Genomic DNA, 18,568 nt, shown 5'->3' on the forward strand with positions numbered 1-18,568 from the left:
CGATGAGCAAGTTCTACGAGGAGCGCGTTCTGTCGGTTCATCACTGGACCGACAACCTGTTCTCGTTCCGCACGACCCGGGACCCGGCGTTCCGGTTCCGCAACGGCGAGTTCACCATGATCGGCCTTGAGGTGGACGGGCGGCCGCTGCTGCGCGCCTACTCGGTGGTCTCGGCCAATTACGAGGAGGAACTGGAGTTCTTCTCGATCAAGGTCCAGGACGGCCCGCTGACCTCCAAGCTGCAGCACCTGAAGGTCGGCGACCCGATCATCGTCGGTAAGAAGCCCACCGGCACGCTGGTGCTCGACAACCTGCTTCCGGGCCGGCACCTCTACCTGCTCGGTACCGGCACGGGGCTGGCCCCGTTCCTGTCGATCATCAAGGATCCGGAGACCTACGACCGGTTCGAGAAGGTCGTGCTGGTCCACGGCTGCCGTCAGGTGCAGGAACTGGCCTACGGCGAGACGATCACGGAGGCCCTCCCGAAGCACGAGTTCCTGGGCGAGATGATCTCGAACCAGCTGATCTACTACCCGACCGTGACCCGGGAGCCGTTCCGCAACCGCGGCCGGATCACCGACCTGATGGTCTCTGGCAAGCTGTTCTCGGATATCGGCCTGCCGGAGATGTCGATCGAGGCGGACCGGTTCATGCTCTGCGGCAGCCCCGACATGATCCGCGACACCCGCGAGCTGCTCTCGGGCCGCGGCTACGAGGAGGGCAACCACGGCGAGGGCGGCCACTACGTCATCGAAAAGGCCTTCGTCGAGAAGTAGACGCCCCCTCCCCGAACGGCCACGCGGCTTCCCGCGCGCCGATAGGCTCCGCAGCGGCACCGGACTGAGCGCGCGCGCAGCCGGAGCGGTCGGAATGCCGTCCTCCGCCCCTTTATCGACCGAGGCGGCCGGAGCGATCGTGCGTCGATCCAGGACGGCGCGCCGGTGCAGCTGCTGTCGCTGCGCTACTGGATCGAGCGCCTGCGCGCAGACGGCCTGCTCCGGCCCGGCACCCCGCTCTTGAGCGGTACGATCCCGATGCGGGCGGGAGTCGATCAATTCGCCGACGGACGGCGCGTCGCGCTCGCCGACGGCGCCGGCAATGTCAGCCGCGTCGCCTACCGCGTCGAGGCCCTGCCCCGCGCCTGGGAGTGATCGCGGATCCGAGGGCTCCGGCTTGACCCGCACGGCCGCACCGGCGGCCACCCGGGGAGCTACCGCTCGCCCTGCGGCACCGCCGGCATACCGTCCGCGAAGGGGCCGCCCCCGGCGCTGAACAGCTTGCGCAGGAAGCCCGGGGCGATGGCCGAGAGCGGGTTCACGCTCACGTCCGGCGAGGCGAGCTTGCCGGCGACGCGGAAATTGACCGCGAACAGGCCCTCGTTGTGGCCGCCCCCGAGCAGCGGTCCCAGCAGCGGCAGCTGCGACGCCACATTGTTGAGCCCGTAGAGCGGCACGAAGGTGCCGCTCATGTCGGTGCGCTCGCGGCCGGTATCGAGCCAACCCGACAGGGTGAAGCCCATGGCGGCGTTCGAGATCGCCGCGTCGCTGAAATCGACCCGGCTGCCGCTGCGCACGAAGTTGGCCCGCATCCGGTCGAAGGTGACGTCGCCGGCGGCCCGGCCCGGGGCGATCCGGCGGCCTCGGGCCGCATCCGTCTCCGCCGGCTCCGGTCCCTGCGCGATGATGCTCGACAGGGCGGGCTCGTTGCGCAGCGTGAAGTCGCGGATCTGCACGACGCCGGATTGCGGCCCGTCGTTGAGGCCGATCCCGGCATTGAGCCGCCCGCCATACATCCGCCGGTACACGTCGACGAAGCGCAGGGTCGCGCCGGCATCGACCGCCTCCACGGTCAGCGTCGGCACGCCGCGCTCGCCCCGGGTGACGGTGGCGGCGAACGGAGAGGCGCGGAAGCGCCCGGTGATGTTCGCAGCCCGCAAGGTCCGGCCGTGCAGCGAGAGCCGCAGGTTCGCGTTGGTCAGCGCCTCGTCGTTGAAGCCCGTGACGATCGGCAGCTGGATGTCGGCGTCGATATCCTTCGGGCTCGACTCCTTCGCCTCCTTGGCGCCGGGGCCGCCCAGCGACTTCAGGAACGGCCGCGCGTCGACCACGGCGCCCCGGACCAGGACCCTGTAACCGGTGCCGTTGCGGTCGAGGCTCACCCGCAGGTCGTCGCCGGGCGAGAGCTTGAGGCTGGTCAGCTCCGCCCGCTCGAGGCCGCCCTCCGGGGTGATCGACACGCTGCCGCGCGCGGTCGCCGGGGCGGCGTCGAGGACGAGGTCGCGCAATTCCAGGGTCTGGCCGCTGTCCACCAGGGTGAAGGTGAGGCGCCCCGGCCGCCCCGCGGGCTTCGTCAGCCCCGGCAACAGCCCGTCGATCCCGGCCTTCGCGAGGTCCGCCTCGACCTTGATCGGCGGCTTGCCCGAACCGGGCCGGCCGATCGGGACCACGGCGCGCACCGGGATCGTGCCGGTGAGCTGCGGCGCGGTCGGCAATCCCTTCCGGCCACGCAGGGCGTCGTCGAGGGCGAGATTGACCGTGACCTCCCCGGGCTGGCCGACCTTGGGCTGGCGCAGGTCGACGGAGACGGGGGCGCCCGCGACCCTGCCGTCGCCCTTCAACGCGAAGGCGCCGCGGTCGTACGACAGGGTGAACTTCCCCGCCTCCAGGCGGTCCTTGCCCATCACCTTGTCGACCGACAGGTCGGACAGGCTTCCCACGAGCGTCACCGGAAGGTCGGGCAGGTCGAGGATGTGCCGGAGGTCGAGGGGGAAGTCGACGCGCAGGTCCGCGCTGCCCTTGATCGTGGCCGGATCGAGATCGACGCTCATCAGGCTCTTGAACAGCTTCGCCTGGAGCACGGACGCCATCCCGTCCGCGCCGCCCGAGAGTCGCATGCCGATCTGCGCCACCACCCGGTCCGGCGTGATCTGCGGGATCACGAAGCTGCCGTCCGAGATCGCGAGCCCGCGGCCGTCCGGCCCGCGCACCTCGGCGGTCACATTGCGCACGGTGGTGGAGCGCCCGGTGATGGTCCCGGAAACGTTGCCCTTCACCACCGGCGGCGCGTCTGCGGTGACGTCGAGGGACGCATCCGAGACGTGGAAGTCGATATGCACGGCGTCGTCGGGCGCCGGCTCGCCCCGGGTCGCGGCGGCCAGCACCGTCCCGGACATCTTCACGCGGATATCGACGGAATCGATGCGGCCGCGGCGCAGCTGGTCCACGAGATAGGTACGGGCCGGCGGCGCGATATGCTCCGGCCAAAGGCGCAGCCCGGTCCGGACCTCGCCGTCATGGCCGACCAGATGCAGCGTCAGGCCGCCATCGTCCGCCGTGGTGCCGATCGTGCCGGTGATCGTCCCCTGCACGCCCGGGGCCGACATGGTGAACGCATCGATGGCGATGCCGCCGTCGCGGCCGGTGAGCTGCGCGTCCATCGCGTCGATCTTCACCGGCACGTCCTGTGGCGTCGCCCCCCGCAGGGTCGCGTCCCGACTCGCCAGCGTGGCGGTCCAGGCCGTGCTGCCATCCGGAGGGCCCTCCTTCCAGGCGCCCGTCATGTGGACCGCGTTGCCGGCGCCGCGATAGTCGAGGCCGGTGAGCGACATGACGCGGCCCGCCTCGTCCCAGTTCAGGGACGCGTCGAGGCTCTCGACGGTGACGGGGTTGAAGTCCTTCTCCTCGATCAGGAAGGTGCCGTCCCCGGTATGGACCTTGGCATTCATCGTCGTGATGCGCCCGGCCGCGAGGCTCACGTCGGCGCGGGCCGAGAGCTTGAGATCGGTGGTCAGCGGCATGCCCGACTGTCCCGAGAGCAGCAGCAGGTCGGGCACCGGCAGGTCGTCCAGGGTGATGACCCCCGAGCGCTCCTGCCCCTCGCCAGTGTCGCGCAGCGAGCCGCCGAAGCGCCACTCCCCGTGCGGGCCGTCCAGCCGCAGCTCGAAGTTGCGTGTGCCATTCACCGGGTCGCGCCCGAACAGCCCGTTGACCCGCGCGTACACCGCGCGCTCATGGCCGTCCTCGTCGATCAGCCTCAGGCGCGCATCCGTGATGCGGGCGCGGTCGAGGGCGCCGACGACGCCGCTGGAATCGAGCACCACGCCGAAGATCGAGGCCAGCGTGGCCGAGAGCGGCGAGACCTTGCCGCGCGCATCGTCCACGCTCGGCGGCGTGAGCGGCTCGACGTCGGCGGGATGGTTGGCCTCGGAGGCCGCGAACGCGATGGAGCCGTCCCGGTGCACGAGCGCTGTGGTCTGCGTCTCGCGGAACTCGATCGAGCGCGGCTGCAGGTTGAGGCGCAGGAGCCCCCAGGGATCGAGGCTGACCAGGGCCAGCGGCGCGCGCACCACCAGGGCGCCCTGCGGGTTGCGGATGTCGAGGCCGGAGAAGCGCAGGCTCAGGGCATTCTCGCGGTCGAGTTCGAGGCTGCTGCCGCGGATCCCGATGCTCCAGCCCGGCCCGATCCGCTCGGCCACCGCCGCGGCGACCCGGCGCGACAGGCCGTCGATCTGCAGCGGTCCGTTCGACAGGCGCAGGGCCGCGAGGCCGATCCCGCCGCCAAACAGCAGCACCAGTCCGAGGACGCCGAACAGGCAGAATCCGCCCCAGCGCCGCGCCCTCCCCCGAGGCTTGCCTGCCGAGGTTGTCTCGTCCGCCATCGGGACCCTTGTTCCGGGGGCTCGGTGCGCGGAGCTTGCGGCTCCGCGGCCGGTGGATCGAAGCACGGCCGCGCTTTACAACGGGCCTGACTCCGGGCTTGGCTCGGGCGTGCGCGGCGCAACCTTGTCGTGCTGCCGCGCACGATGGGACTGCACACCATCAATCGGCCGAAAGGAAGGCACGATGCCGCTGTCAGAAGGCGATCCGGCTCCCGATTTCGACCTCCCGGCCTCCGGCGGCGGCCGGATCGCGCTGTCCGCGCTGAAGGGGCACAAGGTCGTGCTCTATTTCTATCCGAAGGACGACACGAGTGGCTGCACCCTGGAGGCGCAGGACTTCAACGGCCTCCTGCCGGCCTTCGCCGAGGCCGACGCGCGGGTCATCGGCCTGTCGCCGGACCCGGTGAAGAGCCACGACAAGTTCTGCGGCAAGTACGGCCTCGCCTTCCCGCTCGCCTCCGACGAGGACAAAGGGGTGCTCGAAGCCTACGGGGTCTGGGTCGAGAAGAGCATGTACGGGCGCAAGTACATGGGCGTGGAGCGCACCACCGTGCTGGTCGATCGCCAGGGGCGCATCGCGACGATCTGGCCGAAGGTGAAGGTGCCCGGCCATGCCGAGGCGGTGCTGGTGGCCGCCCGGGCGCTGCCCTGACCCGACGGGAAGGGCCTGCGCGGCGCGGCCGCTCGACGGATCCTTAACCCTACTGATGTCTGAATGACGGCTCCCACGGGGCCGTCCCGATGCATCACCCGACGTTCTTGAAGAGTCTCAGCCCGCGGCGGGCTACGCCGTGGCTCGCCGCGGGATCCGCGCTCGCGCTGTTCTGGGCGCTCGGCGCCTCCTACCTGATCGTGTTCCACGACGACGTGCTCGCCGGCTTCGTCGCGCGCCAGGGCGCGATGCGGAACGCCTACGAGTCGCGGATCGCCGAGCTGCAGGACCGGCTCGACCGGGACAGGCGTGACCGGGCCGGGACCGAGTCGAGCCTGGCCGAGCGGGTTGCCGCGGCGCTGGAGCGTCAGGCCGAGCTGGAGCGGCGCCAGGCGGCCCTGGCCGGCCTGGGGCCGCAGAGCCCGTCCGATCCGCTCACCACCGGCGCGCTGTCGCCGCGTCCGGATGAGACCGAGGACGGGTTCACCCTGCGTCCCGCCGAGGACGGCGCGCTCCCCCGGCCTGGTTCCCGCTCCCGCTCCCTTCCCCGAAGGAGCGCCATCGACGCCGAGACCGGCCTGATCCGGCTGGAGGCGCGCCTCGAAGGTCTGCGGGCGGCGCAGGCCGAGCGCCTCGCCGGCCTGACCGAGCGGGCCGGCGAGACGGTCCGACGCCTGCGGAGTCTGATCGGCCGCACCGGCCTCGACCCGGAGCGCATCGATCCCGCCGGCCCCGCCGCCGGGCTCGGCGGACCGCTGGTTCCGCTCGATTCCCGCATCCTGGACGGGGCCGGATTCGAGAGCGGCCTGGCGTTGGCTCGCCGGGCCCGCGACGACGCGGAACGCCTCCGTCGTCTCGCCGCCGCGCTTCCGTTCGGCCGGCCGACCCGCGCCGAGCCGATCGTGTCGAGCCCATTCGGCACGCGGCTCGACCCGTTCACCCGCGGGCTCGCCCTCCATACCGGCCTCGACCTGAAGGCCGAGTCCGGCGAGCCCGCCCGCGCCACCGCGCCCGGCCGGGTAACGACCGCGGAAGCCGCGGGCGGCTACGGCAACATGGTCGAGATCGATCACGGCCACGGCTTGACCACCCGGTTCGGTCACCTCTCCCGCATCGCCGTGCGTCCCGGGCAGCGGGTCGCCGCCGGCGAGGTGATCGGCTCAGTCGGCTCGACCGGCCGCTCCACCGGGGCCCACCTGCACTACGAGACGCGCATCGACGGCGAGCCGGTCGATCCGCAGCGCTTCCTCGATGCCGGCGCGGCGTTCGAGAGGACGGCCGGGCTCGGGACCGACTGAACCGTCGCCGAGATCCCCGGTCCATGGTAGCCTCGGATTCCTGATCGGAGGCCGCCATGGCATTGGCCGTCAAACGCGACGCGCGCATGGGCGTCGCCGAGTACAGGCGCTGGCTTGAGGCGCGTCCGGACGAGGAGCCCCGGGAGCTGCTCGACGGCGAGCCCGTGCCGAGGTCGCCGCCGCGAGAGGGCCATCAGGCTATCGTCGCCAACCTGATCCGCCGGATCGGCGACTTCGCCGACGGGACAGGCTGGCGCGCCATGCCGGGCCTCGGGATTCCGAGCGCGGCACGGGACGATGTCGCGCCTGTCCGCGAGGTGGTGGTGCCCAGCGGCCCGCCGCTGCCGGACGCCCATGCCGAGGATCCGCGACGGGTCGCCGAGGTGCTCTCGCCCTCCACGATGAGCCTGGACGGCGGCCTCAAGATCGACTTCTATCGGGCCGTGCCGAGCCTGCGGGTCCTGCCGATCATCTGTTCCGACGAGGTCTGGCGGCGGGGCGCCGACGACTGGACCATGCACGCGCCCGGGCTCGACGGCGCCGTGCCGGTGCGCGACATCTACCGCGGCCTCGCCATCTGAGCGGCCGCACCCGATCTCAATGGCCCGGCCTCCAGGCCCAGCAGAGCGTCAAGGCATCGACTTGCCCCACTTCGAAGACTTCTACGCGGCCAAGCTGCGCGGCTCCCTCGGCGTGACGGACGCGGAATCGGTGCTCGACCTGCGCGGGGCCAACCGGGCGACCGCGGAGGCGTCGCTGAAGGACATGCTGGAGCGCAGCCGTTTCGCCAAGGGCAAGACCGTGGCGATCCGTCTGGACCCGCCCCCGGAGGGCGGCGGCGAGACCCTGTTCCAGCCCGCAGGCCGGCTGCTCCTCGACGCGAAGCGCCGCGGCCTGATCGAGCGCCTGCAGACCCTGCCGGCCCAGGACGGGCTCGGCTTCTACGTGGCGCTCTCCGGGCGGAGCGAGCGGACCCCGATGTGATCCGCCGGGCCGGGACCGATCGCGGAGCCGGCAACGGATCGGGTGCGGGCCTCCGGGCGTTGACCGGTCCCCTCTCGCTCCGGATCCCTCCAGTGCCCGATTCCGAATCTCACGCCTCCCGGTCCCGCGCATGACGGCCCTACCGGGCGGACGCAACACGATCGAGCGCATCGCCCGCCTCGGCTACGGCGCCCGCGGGACGGTCTACGTCGTGGTCGGCGCGCTGGCGCTGCTCGCGTCCCTCGGGCAGGGCGGGCGGGCCGGCGACAGCAAGGACGCCCTGCGCGCCGTGCTGGGCGGACCATTCGGCGCGGCTCTGGTCGGGCTGATCGCGCTGGGGCTCCTCGGTTTCGCGATCTGGCGCCTCGTCGAGGGTGTGACCGACGCCGACCGGCGGGGTACGTCGGCCAAGGGGCTGGCGGTGCGGGGCGCCCACCTGATCAGCGCCGCCCTCTATCTCGGGCTCGCCGCCAGCGCGGCCTCGCTCAGCCTCGGCCTCGGGATGCGCGGCGGCGACGGCGTGCATGACGGGACCGCGTGGCTTCTCGCCAAGCCCTTCGGCCGCTGGCTGGTGGCCCTGGTCGGGCTCGGCGTGATCGGCGGCGGCTTCGGGTTCCTCGGCAAGGCGTGGCGGGGCGACGTCACCGACCGGCTCGCCCTCGACGCGCGGGCCCGGACACGCTGGGCCGGCCCGATCGGCCGCTTCGGCTACGCGGCGCGGGGCTTGGCGTTCCTGATCATCGGCGGGTTTCTCGTGGCGGCGGCATGGCACCAGCGCTCGTCTGAGGCCAAGGGGCTGGCTGAGGCCTTCGCGCTGCTGCGCGCCCAGCCATACGGCTGGGTCCTGCTCGGCCTGGTCGGCGCCGGCCACGCCGCCTTCGGGGCCTTCGGCCTGATCCAGGCCCGCTATCGGCACATCGACGCCCCCGACATCGACCGGGTGGACGACGCGGCCGGTGCGGCGGTCCGGGCCCTGACCTGACAGACATCGATTGTAATCCGCCGCCCGCACCCCATGTTGAGCGGACCCTCCGCGCAATCCCGTGCCCTGGGCGACGATGCGGAGACGATGATGGCCAGAACCTTGATTACAGGTCGGGCACAGACCGTGACGACCGAGGACTTCAACGAACGCGTCCGGATCCTTCTGGTCGACAAGATCTATCCGCTCAAGGGTCGAATCTACCAGAAGAACTTCAAGACCGGCTTCTCCGGCTCGATCGTCAAGTAGGACGACCGCACGGTCGCGCGCCCCGTGCGGCGCGCGATACCGACCCTGCGTTGACAGGGCGGGTGCCGCGGCGGATACCGCGCGGCACCCCATCCGGCCCCCGATGCAGCAGCGCCTCTACAAGACCGCGGTGATGGTGGCCCACGACCTCGCGGCGACCGCTGCCGCCGTGGTGCTCACCTTCCTGTTCCGCTTCCAGGGCAGCCTGCTCGACGAGCGCCTGCACGCCCTGCCCCTGCTGCTGCCGCCCTTCCTCCTGTTCGCCGGCTTGGTCTACGGCCGCTTCCGGCTGTACCGGACCAAGTGGCGCTTCGCCTCCCTGCAGGATCTCGCCGGGATCGTGCGCGCGGCGAGCGTGCTGGCCCTGGCGCTGCTGGTGATCGACTGGATCCTGGTCTCCGCCGACCTGTACGGGTTCTACTTCTTCGGCAAGATCGCGATCCTGCTGTACTGGGTCCTGCAGATCTTCTTCCTCGGCGGCACGCGGCTCGCGTTCCGCTACCTGAAGGACACGCGCTCCCGGCAATCGAGCGCGCGCGCCGCCACTGTGCCGACGCTGCTCCTCGGGCGCGGCGCCGATATCGACGTGCTGATCCGGGCGATCGAGGCGGGTTCGGTGCGGAAGCTCGCGCCCCGGGGCATCCTGTCGCCGCGAGCGGACGAGGCCGGGCAGTTCATGCGCGGCGTGCCCGTGCTGGGCGGATTCGCGGATCTCGAGCGGGTGGTGGCCGACCTCGCCGCGCGCGGCGAGCCGGTGCGGCGGCTTGTGGCCGCCCCGAGCGCCCTTGTCCCGGAGGCCGCCCCGGACGACCTCATCGCCCGCGCCCGCCGGCTCGGTCTGCCGCTCGCCCGCGTGGTCGGCCTCGGCGAGGGTGCGCAGGGCCCTGAGCTGGCGCCCCTGGAGATCGAGGACCTGCTGCTGCGTCCCACCGTGGCGATCGACCGGAAGCGGCTGGAGGCGTTCCTCGCTGGTCGCCGGGTGGTGGTGACGGGGGGCGGCGGCTCGATCGGATCCGAGATCTGCCTGCGGGCCGTGGCCTTCGGGGCCGCCGCGGTGCTGGTGCTCGAATCCTCCGAGCCGGCGCTGCACGGTATCCTCAGCCATCCCGCGATCCTGGCCGCGGAGGCCGCTGTGACCGGCGTGCTCGCCGATATCCGCGACCGGGAGCGGACCCATCAGGTCATCGCGGCGTTCCGGCCGGACTGCGTGATCCACGCCGCCGCGCTCAAGCAGGTGCCCTACCTGGAGCGGGACTGGCAGGAGGGCATCAAGACCAACGTGTTCGGGTCGATCAACGTCGCCGAGGCCGCGGTGGCGGCCGATGCCCGGGCCCTCGTGATGGTCTCCACCGACAAGGCGATCGAGCCGGTGTCGCAGCTCGGCGTCACCAAGCGCTTCGCCGAGATGGTCGCCCAGGCCCTCGACGCGGAGCAATCGGCCAAGCCGGATCCGCGCACCCGGCTGATCGCCGTGCGCTTCGGCAACGTGCTCGGCTCCGTCGGCTCGGTGGTGCCGGTGTTCAAGGCGCAGATCGCCCGGGGCGGCCCGGTCACGGTCACCCACCCCGACATGGTGCGCTACTTCATGACCGTGCGCGAGGCCTGCGACCTCGTGCTCACGGCGGCCTCGCATGCGGACGGCGAGGGGCGCGCTGCCCCGGAGACGGAGCGCGCCGCGGTCTACGTGCTCAAGATGGGCCAGCCGGTGCGGATCGCAGACCTCGCCGAGCGGATGATCCGGCTGGCGGGGTTCGAGCCGGGGGCGGAGATTGAGGTCGCCTATACCGGCGCCCGGGCGGGCGAGCGGCTCAACGAGATCCTGTTCGCCCGCGAAGAGCCCCGGGTCGCCCTGCCGGGTATCGACGGGGTGATGGCGGCGCGGCCGGTCTTCGCCGACCGGGCCCGCCTCGATGCCTGGGTCGCGCAGCTGCGGGCGGCCGTACAAGCGGGCGACCGGGCGGCCGCGGAGGCCGTGTTCGAGGCGGCGGTGCCGCATTTCCGGGAGCGCGACGCGCAGCGGGCGGGGCGGGGGCAGGCGGTCGCCGCCGGGGCGACGATCGAGGCCGGGCCGCTTACCCGTCCGGCGCCCGCCGCGCTCGGCTGATCGTTCGCCCCACCCAAGGGCGCGCGGTTCGACGTGCCGCCCCTTTCAATCGAGCTCCGGTCTTCTCCCGCATCGCACGAGGCCAGCGGCGCCTTCGGGCGAGGCGGCAAACCCCAATCCCGCGCCGTCGCCGTCAGCTCCCCTCCCGCGCCAGCCGTGCCAGCCCGTCCCGGGTGGGCGCGGCCGGTCGCCAGCCGAGCGCCGCGAGGCCGTCGGCGCGGGCCTCCAGACCCTCGGCCACCCGGGCGAACAGCGCCTCCCGCCCGGTCAGACGGCAGGCCAGACCGAGGAGCCCGGCCGGCACCGGGACCAGCCCGGGCTTGCGGTCGAGCCCCGCCCGGAGCGCCGCGATCATTTGCGCCAAGCTGAGCGGGTCCGGGTCGGCGGCGATCAGGGCGGCCCGCACCGGATCCGGCGCCCGCAGCACCGCGTCCACGGCGCCCGACAGGCTGTCCAGGGAGATCAGCGAGCGCCGCGCCGCGAGGCCGCCCAGCGGCAGCGGGTAGGGGCTGCGGGCAAGCCGCAGGAGTGCGGCCATGTTGCCCTTCACGCCCGCGCCATAGACCAGCACCGGGCGCAGCGCCGCCCAGTCGAGCCCGGTCTCGGCGAGTGCCTGCTCGGCCTCCAGCTTGGAGCGGCCGTAGGCATCGGTGGGCCGGGCAGGATCGCGCTCCGTGACGACGCCCGGCGCGCTCGCGCCGACCTGCGCGCGGATCGAGGACAGGAACACGAACCGGCGCACCTTCGCCCGGGCCGCCGCCTCCGCGAGCCTGCGCGTCGCCTCGGTGTTGAGGGTGCGGTAATCGTCCTCCGGAGCGCCCGACATGGCGTGGGCGAGGCCGGCCGAGTGCACCACCGCGTCGACGCCGCTGAGCGCCGCCGCCATGTTGATCGGGCGGGTCAGGTCCCCGACCACCGCGCTCGCGGCGCCCTCCGGCAGGGCCGTCGGCCGGCGCAGCAGCACCCGCACCCGGTAGCCCCGCGCCGTGAGGTCGGCGAGCAGATGGCGGCCGATGAACCCGGTCGCCCCGGTGAGCGCGATCAGTCCGGTCACGGGCGGGCGGCACCTTCGGCTGGGGCCGGCGCCGGGGCGCGGGCGAAGCGGCGGAGCAGGGCGGCGACCAGGGCGAGCCCGGCGGCGAGGGCTCCGACCGTGACCGGCCAGGACGGCCAAAGCAAGGTCGCGGCGGCGAGCGCGGCGAGCGCTGTGTTGACCGCGAACACCCGCGCCACGACGCCCGGGACCGTCAGGCCGTTCACGGTGGCGCGCTGGTAGTGATGCCCGCGATGGGCCTCCCAGACCCGCTCGCCCCGGGCGGCCCGGGCGGCCAGCGTCAGGCTGGCATCGGCGAGGTAGACGAGCGGCAGCAGCACGGCCGCCGCCAGGCCGCCCGCCAGGGCCAGATGGCAGAGCAGCCACGCGGTGACGAGCCCGATCGGCAGCGAGCCGACATCCCCGAGGAAGAGCCTTGCGACCGGCCGGTTGAACGGCGCGAAGCCGAGCATCGCCCCCAGCAGGCAGGCGGCCACCAGCGCGGGCAGCGGCTGGAGGTATCCGGCCAGCCCGAGCAGCAGGAGCGCGCCGGCCACCGGGACGATCTCGGCCACGCTCATCCAGTCGAGCCCGTCCATGAAGTTCGTCAGATTCACGAACCAGACGCCCGCCAGCAGCGCGAGCCCGCGTTCGAGCCACAGGGGCGCTCCGGGCAGCAGCCGCCCGTCCAGGTGCCAGACCAGCAGCCCGACCGCGGCCGCCTGCACGGCGAGCCGCAGGGAAGCCGGCAGCGGGCGCAGGTCGTCCACCGCACCGAGGAGCGCGAGCGCCAGCGTGCAGCCGGCGAGCCGGATCCAGTCCGGTCGCCCGCCGATCTCCGGCGCTGCGATGAGCAGGCCGGAGATCGTGACCAGCGCCGTCACCACGGCGATCCCGCCCCCCTGGGGGGTTGGGACGGTGTGGCTGGAGCGGGCGTTCGGCCGCGCAAGGGCGTAGCGCTGCAGGAACGGGCGCAGGCGCAGGATCAGGCCGGCCGCCAGGGCGGCGGCGAGCGGGACGGCCAGCAGGACGATGGTGGCGAAAGCGGACGGCATCGCGCCGTCCTACGCGATCCCGCGCGCGATCGTGAGGGGGCGGCCCCTAGGCCGCCCGCACCTTTGGCCGCGCCTTCCTCCTCGATCGCCGATATCGGTCGAGGGCGGTCCCATTCGCCGTCGGTCGAGCCCGGCGCCGGGTCCGGTTCGAGTCCATCAGAGGCGCCGTCGCCTCAATAGACCTGTGCGCCCTCACGCGGCGCTTCCGACGGGCCGCCCCGGTCCAGGCTCTTCTCCACCACCTTGGCGAGCCCGATCATGATCGCGTCGATGGCGTAGTCCTTGGGCGTGTAGACCGCGCGCACGCCCATGTTCTTCAGGACCAGCTCGTCCTCGGGAGAGATGATGCCGCCGACCACCACGGGGATGTGGTCGAGCCCGGCTTCGCGCATCTGGGCGCGGACCTCGCGCACCAGCGGCACGTGGCTGCCGGACAGGATCGACAGGCCGACCACGTGGGCGCCGGTTTCCTTCGCCTTGGCGACGATCTCGGCCGGCGTCTGGCGGATGCCGTCATAGGTGACGTCGAAGCCGACATCCCGGGCGCGCAGCGCGATCTGCTCGGCGCCGTTCGAGTGGCCGTCGAGGCCGGGCTTGCCGACCACCAGCCGCGGGGTCTCGCCCAGGCGCTCGCCGAGATCGGCGATGAGCAGCTTCGCCTCCTCGGCTGCCCCGGAGGAGACGGTCTCGACCGTCACCCCGGTGGGCGCCCGGTACTCGCCGAACACCTGCCGCAGGCGCTCGCCCCACTCGCCCGTGGTGACCCCCGCTTTGGCGGCCGCGATCGAGACCGGCATGATGTTGGCGCCGGAGCGGGCAGCCTGCTCCAGGGCTTCGAGGGCCTCGCCCACCGCCCGGTCGTCGCGCCGGCTGCGCCACTCCCGGATGCGCCCCTGCGCCTCCATCTCGACCGTCTCGGAGACGGAGAAGATCGCCCCCTCCCCGGCGGTGAGCGGCGAGGGCTCGCCCTGCTGCCACTTGTTGACGCCGACGACGATCTGCTCGCCGGCCTCGATGGCCGAGATCCGCCGGGCGTTCGACTCCACCAGGGCGCGCTTCAGCGCGCCGGTCTCCACCGCGGCCACCGCGCCGCCGATCCCGCCGATCCGCTCCAGCTCGGCCCGGGTCTCGGCCTTCAGCGCCTCGACCTTGGCCTCGATCACGTGGCTGCCGTCGAAGATGTCGTCGTACTCGAGAAGGTCGGTCTCGAAGGCGAGGATCTGCTGCATGCGCATGGACCATTGCTGGTCCCAGGGCCGCGGCAGGCCGAGCGCCTCGTTCCAGGCCGGCAGCTGCACCGCGCGGGCGCGCGCCCGCTTCGAGAGCGTCACCGCCAGCATCTCGATCAGGATGCGATGGACGTTGTTTTCAGGTTGCTGCTCGGTCAGTCCGAGAGAGTTGACCTGCACGCCGTAGCGAAAGATCCGCTTCTTCGGGTCGTCGATGCCGTAGCGCTCCTGGGCGATCTCGTCCCACAGCTCGGCGAACGCCCGCATCTTGCAGATCTCGGTGACGAACCGCAGCCCTGCATTCACGAAGAACGAGATCCGCCCGAACACCTCCGGGAAGCTCGCCGCGTCGAATTCGGGGTCGTCGCGCACGGTGTCGAGCACCGCGATGGCGATGGCCAGGGCGTAGGACAGCTCCTGGACCGGCGTCGCCCCCGCCTCCTGCAGGTGGTAGGAGCAGACGTTCATCGGGTTCCACTTCGGCACCGCCTTGGTGGTGAACAGGATCACGTCCTTGGTGAGCCGGAGCGAGGGCGCGGGCGGGAACACGTAGGTGCCGCGCGACAGGTATTCCTTGATGATGTCGTTCTGGGTGGTGCCCTGGAGGGCATCGAGCGGCGCGCCCTGCTCCTCGGCCACCGCGAGGTAGAGCGCCAGCAGCCACGGGGCCGTGGCGTTGATCGTCATGGAGGTGTTCATCTGGGCGAGCGGGATGTCCTGGAACAGGGTCCGCATGTCGCCGAGATGCGCGATCGAGACGCCGACCTTGCCGACCTCGCCGCGCGACAATTCGTGGTCGGGGTCGTAGCCGGTCTGGGTCGGCAGGTCGAAGGCCACCGACAGGCCGGTCTGGCCCTTGGCGAGGTTGCCCCGGTAGAGCGCGTTGGATTCGGCCGCGTTGGAATGGCCCGCATAGGTGCGGATGATCCAGGGTTTATCGCGGGGCGTCTTGTCGCCCTTGGTCTCTGCGACGCTCGCGCCCATCCCTCGCCTCCGTATGGTGTTCTTTACTGTCCGCGCGCGGGGCGCAGCCTTGACGGCACCGTAGCGAAGGCCGCCGGGCGCGTCATCCGCCACAGAAGTGCAACGCGTGCTGGTGGGGCTCGGGCGGACTTTAAAAAACTTGTCCGCGCGGACAGCGGGATTTGAGGTCCCCGTCGCCCGTCCGGCGGCGTCACGGTGTCGAGACCGAGACGGAATTTAATGGCTCCCATCGGGATCCTGCGCGTTGGCCGGCATCGAGACCTTCGCGCAGGCTTCCGTCCCGCCCGCCTGCGCCAATCCTCGCACGAGTCTAAGTCCTTGTTTCAACGCGCACTCCTTTGCCGAACCGCCTTCCGGTTCGGCAGCGAGCGCCTTTAAGGAGCGACTGCGATGGTCGACCAGAGCCCGCGCCTGACGACTGCGTTCGGCAACCCGATCTCCGACAATCAGAATTCGGTCACCGTGGGCCCGCGCGGACCCGTGCTGATGCAGGACTACCACCTCATCGAGAAGATGGCCCATTTCAACCGGGAGCGGATCCCGGAGCGGGTGGTGCACGCCAAGGGCTACGGGGCCTACGGCACGTTCCGGCTGACCAAGTCGCTCGGCGAGTACACCCGCGCCAAGGTGCTGACCGAGGTCGGCAAGGAGGTGCCGATGGTGGCCCGCTTCTCCACCGTGGGCGGCGAATCCGGCTCCGCCGACACCGCCCGCGACCCCCGCGGCTTCGCCCTCAAGTTCTACACCGAAGAGGGCAACTGGGACCTCGTCGGCAACAACACGCCGATCTTCTTCGTCCGCGACGCGATCAAGTTCTCAGACTTCATCCGCACGCAGAAGCGCGACCCGCGCACCCACCTGAAGCCGCATTGGCGCCGCTGGGACTTCTGGGGCCTGTCGCCGGAAGCGGTCCACCAGGTGATGATCCTGTACAGCGACCGCGGCACGCCGAAATCGGCCCGGTTCATGAACGGCTACGGCTCGCACACCTTCTCGCTGTGGAACGACAAGGGCGAGCGGCACTGGGTGAAGTTCCACTTCATCACGCAGCAGGGCATCCAGAACCTCTCCGCCGACGAGGCCGACGCGATCGCCGGCAAGGATCCGGACTACTCCTCGGCCGACCTCTCCGCGGCGATCGAGACGGGCGACTTCCCGAAATGGACCGTCAAGGTCCAGCTGATGCCCGAGATGGACGCCGATACCTATCGGATCAATCCGTTCGACCTCACCAAGGTCTGGCCGCACGGCGACTACCCGCTGATCGAGATCGGCGAGATGGAGCTGAACCGGAACCCGGAGAACTACTTCGCCGAGATCGAGCAATCGGCCTTCGAGCCGTCCAACGTGGTGCCGGGCATCGGCTTCTCGCCGGACAAGATGCTCCAGAACCGCATCCTGTCGTACTCGGACGCGCACCGGTACCGGCTCGGCGTGAACTACCACCAGATCCCGGTGAACCAAGCCAGGAACGCCAAGGTCCAGACCTATCACCGGGACGGGACGATGCGCACCGACGGCAACCACGGCGCGCAGGTCGATTACCAGCCGAACTCGTTCGGCGGTCCCGTGGAGGATCCGTCCTTCGCCGAGCCGCCGTTCCGGGTCCAGGGCGACGCCGCGCGGTACGGCTGGCCGAACGACGAGGCGGATCTCTACGGCCAGCCGCGCGAGCTCTGGTCGAAGGTGCTCGACGCGGGCGCCCGCGAGCGGCTCGTGAAGAACATCGTCACCTCGATGGGCGATTCCCCGCGCCACATCCAGGAGCGGATGATCGGTCACTGGTATAAAGTCCACCCGGACTTCGGCCGCGGCGTGGCGGAAGGTCTCGGGATCGAAACCCGCAAGGCGGCCGCAGAATAATACTTGGCCGCCTGGAAAGCCGATTTTGAATACGTGGGCGCCGGCCTTGGGCCGGCGCCTTTTTCAGGTCCGAAACCGTCCGGTTTCGACTTTCGGCCCACTTGGACGCCTCCGATATCACCGCTATAGCGCGAGGCGAGAACCGCGGCCTTCGAGAACCGCGCGGGACGAGAGGAGAGCGAGATGGCTGCGAGCGCTGCGGTCGGTCCGGCGGACGGCGAGGTCAAGGACCTCTACGAGATGGGCGAGATCCCGCCGCTGGGTCATGTGCCGGCCAAGATGTATGCCTGGGCGATCCGGCGCGAGCGCCACGGGCCCCCGGAGCAGTCCCACCAGCTCGAGGTGCTGCCGGTCTGGGAGATCGGCGACGACGAGGTGCTGGTCTACGTCATGGCCGCCGGCGTGAACTACAACGGCGTCTGGGCGGGGCTCGGCGAGCCGATCTCGCCCTTCGACGTGCACAAGGGCGAGTACCACATCGCGGGCTCGGACGCGTCCGGCATCGTCTGGAAGGTCGGCGCCAAGGTGAAGCGCTGGAAGGTCGGCGACGAGGTCATCGTCCACTGCAACCAGGACGACGGCGACGACGAGGAGTGCAACGGCGGCGATCCGATGTTCTCGCCGACCCAGCGCATCTGGGGCTACGAGACGGGGGACGGCTCCTTCGCGCAGTTCTGCCGGGTGCAGTCGCGCCAGCTCATGCACCGGCCCAAGCACCTCACCTGGGAGGAGGCGGCCTGCTACACGCTGACGCTGGCCACCGCCTACCGGATGCTGTTCGGCCACGCGCCGCACACGGTCCGGCCCGGCCAGAACGTGCTGATCTGGGGCGCCTCGGGTGGCCTCGGCGTGTTCGGCGTGCAGCTCTGCGCGGCGTCGGGCGCCAACGCCATCGCGGTGATCTCGGACGAGTCGAAGCGCGACTACGTCATGAGCCTGGGCGCCAAGGGCGTGATCAACCGCAAGGACTACAATTGCTGGGGGCAGCTGCCCAAGGTGAACAGCCCGGAATTCCATGCCTGGACCAAGGAGGCGCGGAAGTTCGGCAAGGCGATCTGGGACATCACCGGCAAGCAGGATGTCGACATCGTCTTCGAGCATCCCGGCGAGGCGACTTTCCCGGTCTCGGCCCTTGTGGTGAAGCGCGGCGGCATGGTGGTGTTCTGCGCCGGCACCACCGGCTTCAACATCACCTTCGACGCCCGCTACGTCTGGATGCGGCAGAAGCGGATCCAGGGCTCGCACTTCGCCCACCTCAAGCAGGCCTCGGCGGCGAACCAGTTCGTGCTGGATCAGCGGGTCGACCCGTGCATGAGCGAGGTGTTCCCCTGGGACAAGATCCCCCAGGCCCACACCAAGATGTGGAAGAACCAGCACCCGCCGGGCAACATGGCCTGCCTGGTCAACTCCCCGCGCGCCGGCCTGCGCACGGTCGAGGACGTGATCGAGGCCGGGCCGCTGAAGCGCTGAGGATGCCG

15 protein-coding genes are annotated in these 18,568 nt (G+C 71.3%); 11 read left to right on the forward strand and 4 right to left on the reverse strand.

Annotated elements, in window-relative coordinates:
• Window positions 1–2: 2 nt before the first annotated feature.
• Window positions 3–776, forward strand: coding sequence for a ferredoxin--NADP reductase (locus Q8W67_RS26180; RefSeq protein WP_305547841.1), 774 nt, complete (start codon window positions 3–5; stop codon window positions 774–776).
• Between the two features lie 114 nt (window positions 777–890).
• Window positions 891–1,151, forward strand: coding sequence for a DUF2848 family protein (locus Q8W67_RS26185; RefSeq protein ID WP_305551098.1), 261 nt, complete (start codon window positions 891–893; stop codon window positions 1,149–1,151).
• A 59-nt stretch (window positions 1,152–1,210) separates the two neighbouring features.
• On the opposite strand, the gene Q8W67_RS26190 is transcribed toward Q8W67_RS26185, so the two are convergent.
• Window positions 1,211–4,657 (reverse strand): DUF3971 domain-containing protein, encoded by a 3,447-nt coding sequence (locus tag Q8W67_RS26190; RefSeq protein WP_305551066.1) that lies wholly within the window; start codon window positions 4,655–4,657, stop codon window positions 1,211–1,213.
• 184 nt (window positions 4,658–4,841) lie between these two features.
• Between Q8W67_RS26190 and Q8W67_RS26195 the strand changes: the two genes are divergently transcribed.
• From Q8W67_RS26195 to Q8W67_RS26225, 7 genes are all read left to right on the forward strand, one after another.
• Window positions 4,842–5,309 carry a peroxiredoxin gene (locus tag Q8W67_RS26195; RefSeq protein ID WP_305551068.1) on the forward strand — a complete coding sequence of 156 codons (468 nt, stop codon included), beginning with the start codon at window positions 4,842–4,844 and terminating at the stop codon, window positions 5,307–5,309.
• Window positions 5,310–5,398: 89 nt separating this feature from the next.
• Window positions 5,399–6,607 carry a M23 family metallopeptidase gene (locus tag Q8W67_RS26200; RefSeq protein ID WP_370693964.1) on the forward strand — a complete coding sequence of 403 codons (1,209 nt, stop codon included), beginning with the start codon at window positions 5,399–5,401 and terminating at the stop codon, window positions 6,605–6,607.
• A gap of 56 nt (window positions 6,608–6,663) precedes the next feature.
• On the forward strand, window positions 6,664–7,188 hold the full coding sequence (locus Q8W67_RS26205; protein ID WP_305551072.1) for a Uma2 family endonuclease: 525 nt from the start codon (window positions 6,664–6,666) through the stop codon (window positions 7,186–7,188).
• A 61-nt stretch (window positions 7,189–7,249) separates the two neighbouring features.
• A complete protein-coding gene (locus Q8W67_RS26210) occupies window positions 7,250–7,591 on the forward strand; it encodes a hypothetical protein (protein WP_305551074.1) in 342 nt (113 codons plus the stop codon).
• A gap of 130 nt (window positions 7,592–7,721) precedes the next feature.
• The gene (locus Q8W67_RS26215) at window positions 7,722–8,573 is read left to right on the forward strand and encodes a DUF1206 domain-containing protein (protein WP_305551076.1); all 852 of its coding nucleotides are present in this window, start codon (window positions 7,722–7,724) and stop codon (window positions 8,571–8,573) included.
• An 87-nt stretch (window positions 8,574–8,660) separates the two neighbouring features.
• A complete protein-coding gene (locus Q8W67_RS26220; RefSeq protein WP_305551078.1) occupies window positions 8,661–8,822 on the forward strand; it encodes a hypothetical protein in 162 nt (53 codons plus the stop codon).
• 103 nt (window positions 8,823–8,925) lie between these two features.
• Complete coding sequence (locus Q8W67_RS26225; protein ID WP_305551080.1) at window positions 8,926–10,926, forward strand: SDR family NAD(P)-dependent oxidoreductase; 2,001 nt, start codon at window positions 8,926–8,928, stop codon at window positions 10,924–10,926.
• A gap of 133 nt (window positions 10,927–11,059) precedes the next feature.
• Here the strand turns inward: Q8W67_RS26225 and Q8W67_RS26230 are convergent, their stop codons facing one another.
• The 3 genes from Q8W67_RS26230 to Q8W67_RS26240 all read right to left on the reverse strand — a co-directional run bounded on the left by Q8W67_RS26230 (window position 11,060) and on the right by Q8W67_RS26240 (window position 15,227).
• Window positions 11,060–11,980 carry an NAD-dependent epimerase/dehydratase family protein gene (locus Q8W67_RS26230; RefSeq protein ID WP_305551081.1) on the reverse strand — a complete coding sequence of 307 codons (921 nt, stop codon included), beginning with the start codon at window positions 11,978–11,980 and terminating at the stop codon, window positions 11,060–11,062.
• Window positions 11,977–13,014, reverse strand: a complete 1,038-nt coding sequence (locus tag Q8W67_RS26235) for a glycosyltransferase family 4 protein (protein WP_305551082.1) — start codon at window positions 13,012–13,014, stop codon at window positions 11,977–11,979. The genes Q8W67_RS26230 and Q8W67_RS26235 overlap by 4 nt, the downstream gene beginning before the upstream one ends.
• 173 nt (window positions 13,015–13,187) lie before the next feature.
• Complete coding sequence (locus Q8W67_RS26240) at window positions 13,188–15,227, reverse strand: protein meaA (RefSeq protein WP_305551083.1); 2,040 nt, start codon at window positions 15,225–15,227, stop codon at window positions 13,188–13,190.
• 390 nt (window positions 15,228–15,617) lie between these two features.
• On the opposite strand from Q8W67_RS26240, the gene Q8W67_RS26245 reads away from it, so the two are divergent.
• Window positions 15,618–17,090: a catalase gene (locus Q8W67_RS26245; protein WP_305551090.1), complete on the forward strand. Its 1,473-nt coding sequence runs from the start codon at window positions 15,618–15,620 to the stop codon at window positions 17,088–17,090.
• A 183-nt stretch (window positions 17,091–17,273) separates the two neighbouring features.
• A complete protein-coding gene (ccrA, locus tag Q8W67_RS26250; protein ID WP_305551096.1) occupies window positions 17,274–18,560 on the forward strand; it encodes a crotonyl-CoA carboxylase/reductase in 1,287 nt (428 codons plus the stop codon).
• Window positions 18,561–18,568 lie beyond the last annotated feature (8 nt).

Source organism: Methylobacterium sp. NEAU K, assembly GCF_030700285.1.
In the GTDB taxonomy this organism is placed as follows: Bacteria; Pseudomonadota; Alphaproteobacteria; order Rhizobiales; family Beijerinckiaceae; genus Methylobacterium.

Bases quoted from the DNA above. Each gene is read 5' to 3' on its own strand.
- Q8W67_RS26180 (WP_305547841.1), top strand. From the start codon at position 3: ATGAGCAAGTTCTACGAGGAGCGCGTTCTGTCGGTTCATCACTGGACC.
- Q8W67_RS26190 (WP_305551066.1), bottom strand. From the start codon at position 4,657: ATGGCGGACGAGACAACCTCGGCAGGCAAGCCTCGGGGGAGGGCGCGG.
- Q8W67_RS26195 (WP_305551068.1), top strand. From the start codon at position 4,842: ATGCCGCTGTCAGAAGGCGATCCGGCTCCCGATTTCGACCTCCCGGCC.
- Q8W67_RS26200 (WP_370693964.1), top strand. From the start codon at position 5,399: ATGCATCACCCGACGTTCTTGAAGAGTCTCAGCCCGCGGCGGGCTACG.
- Q8W67_RS26205 (WP_305551072.1), top strand. From the start codon at position 6,664: ATGGCATTGGCCGTCAAACGCGACGCGCGCATGGGCGTCGCCGAGTAC.
- Q8W67_RS26215 (WP_305551076.1), top strand. From the start codon at position 7,722: ATGACGGCCCTACCGGGCGGACGCAACACGATCGAGCGCATCGCCCGC.
- Q8W67_RS26220 (WP_305551078.1), top strand. From the start codon at position 8,661: ATGATGGCCAGAACCTTGATTACAGGTCGGGCACAGACCGTGACGACC.
- Q8W67_RS26225 (WP_305551080.1), top strand. From the start codon at position 8,926: ATGCAGCAGCGCCTCTACAAGACCGCGGTGATGGTGGCCCACGACCTC.
- Q8W67_RS26235 (WP_305551082.1), bottom strand. From the start codon at position 13,014: ATGCCGTCCGCTTTCGCCACCATCGTCCTGCTGGCCGTCCCGCTCGCC.
- Q8W67_RS26240 (WP_305551083.1), bottom strand. From the start codon at position 15,227: ATGGGCGCGAGCGTCGCAGAGACCAAGGGCGACAAGACGCCCCGCGAT.
- Q8W67_RS26245 (WP_305551090.1), top strand. From the start codon at position 15,618: ATGGTCGACCAGAGCCCGCGCCTGACGACTGCGTTCGGCAACCCGATC.
- ccrA (WP_305551096.1), top strand. From the start codon at position 17,274: ATGGCTGCGAGCGCTGCGGTCGGTCCGGCGGACGGCGAGGTCAAGGAC.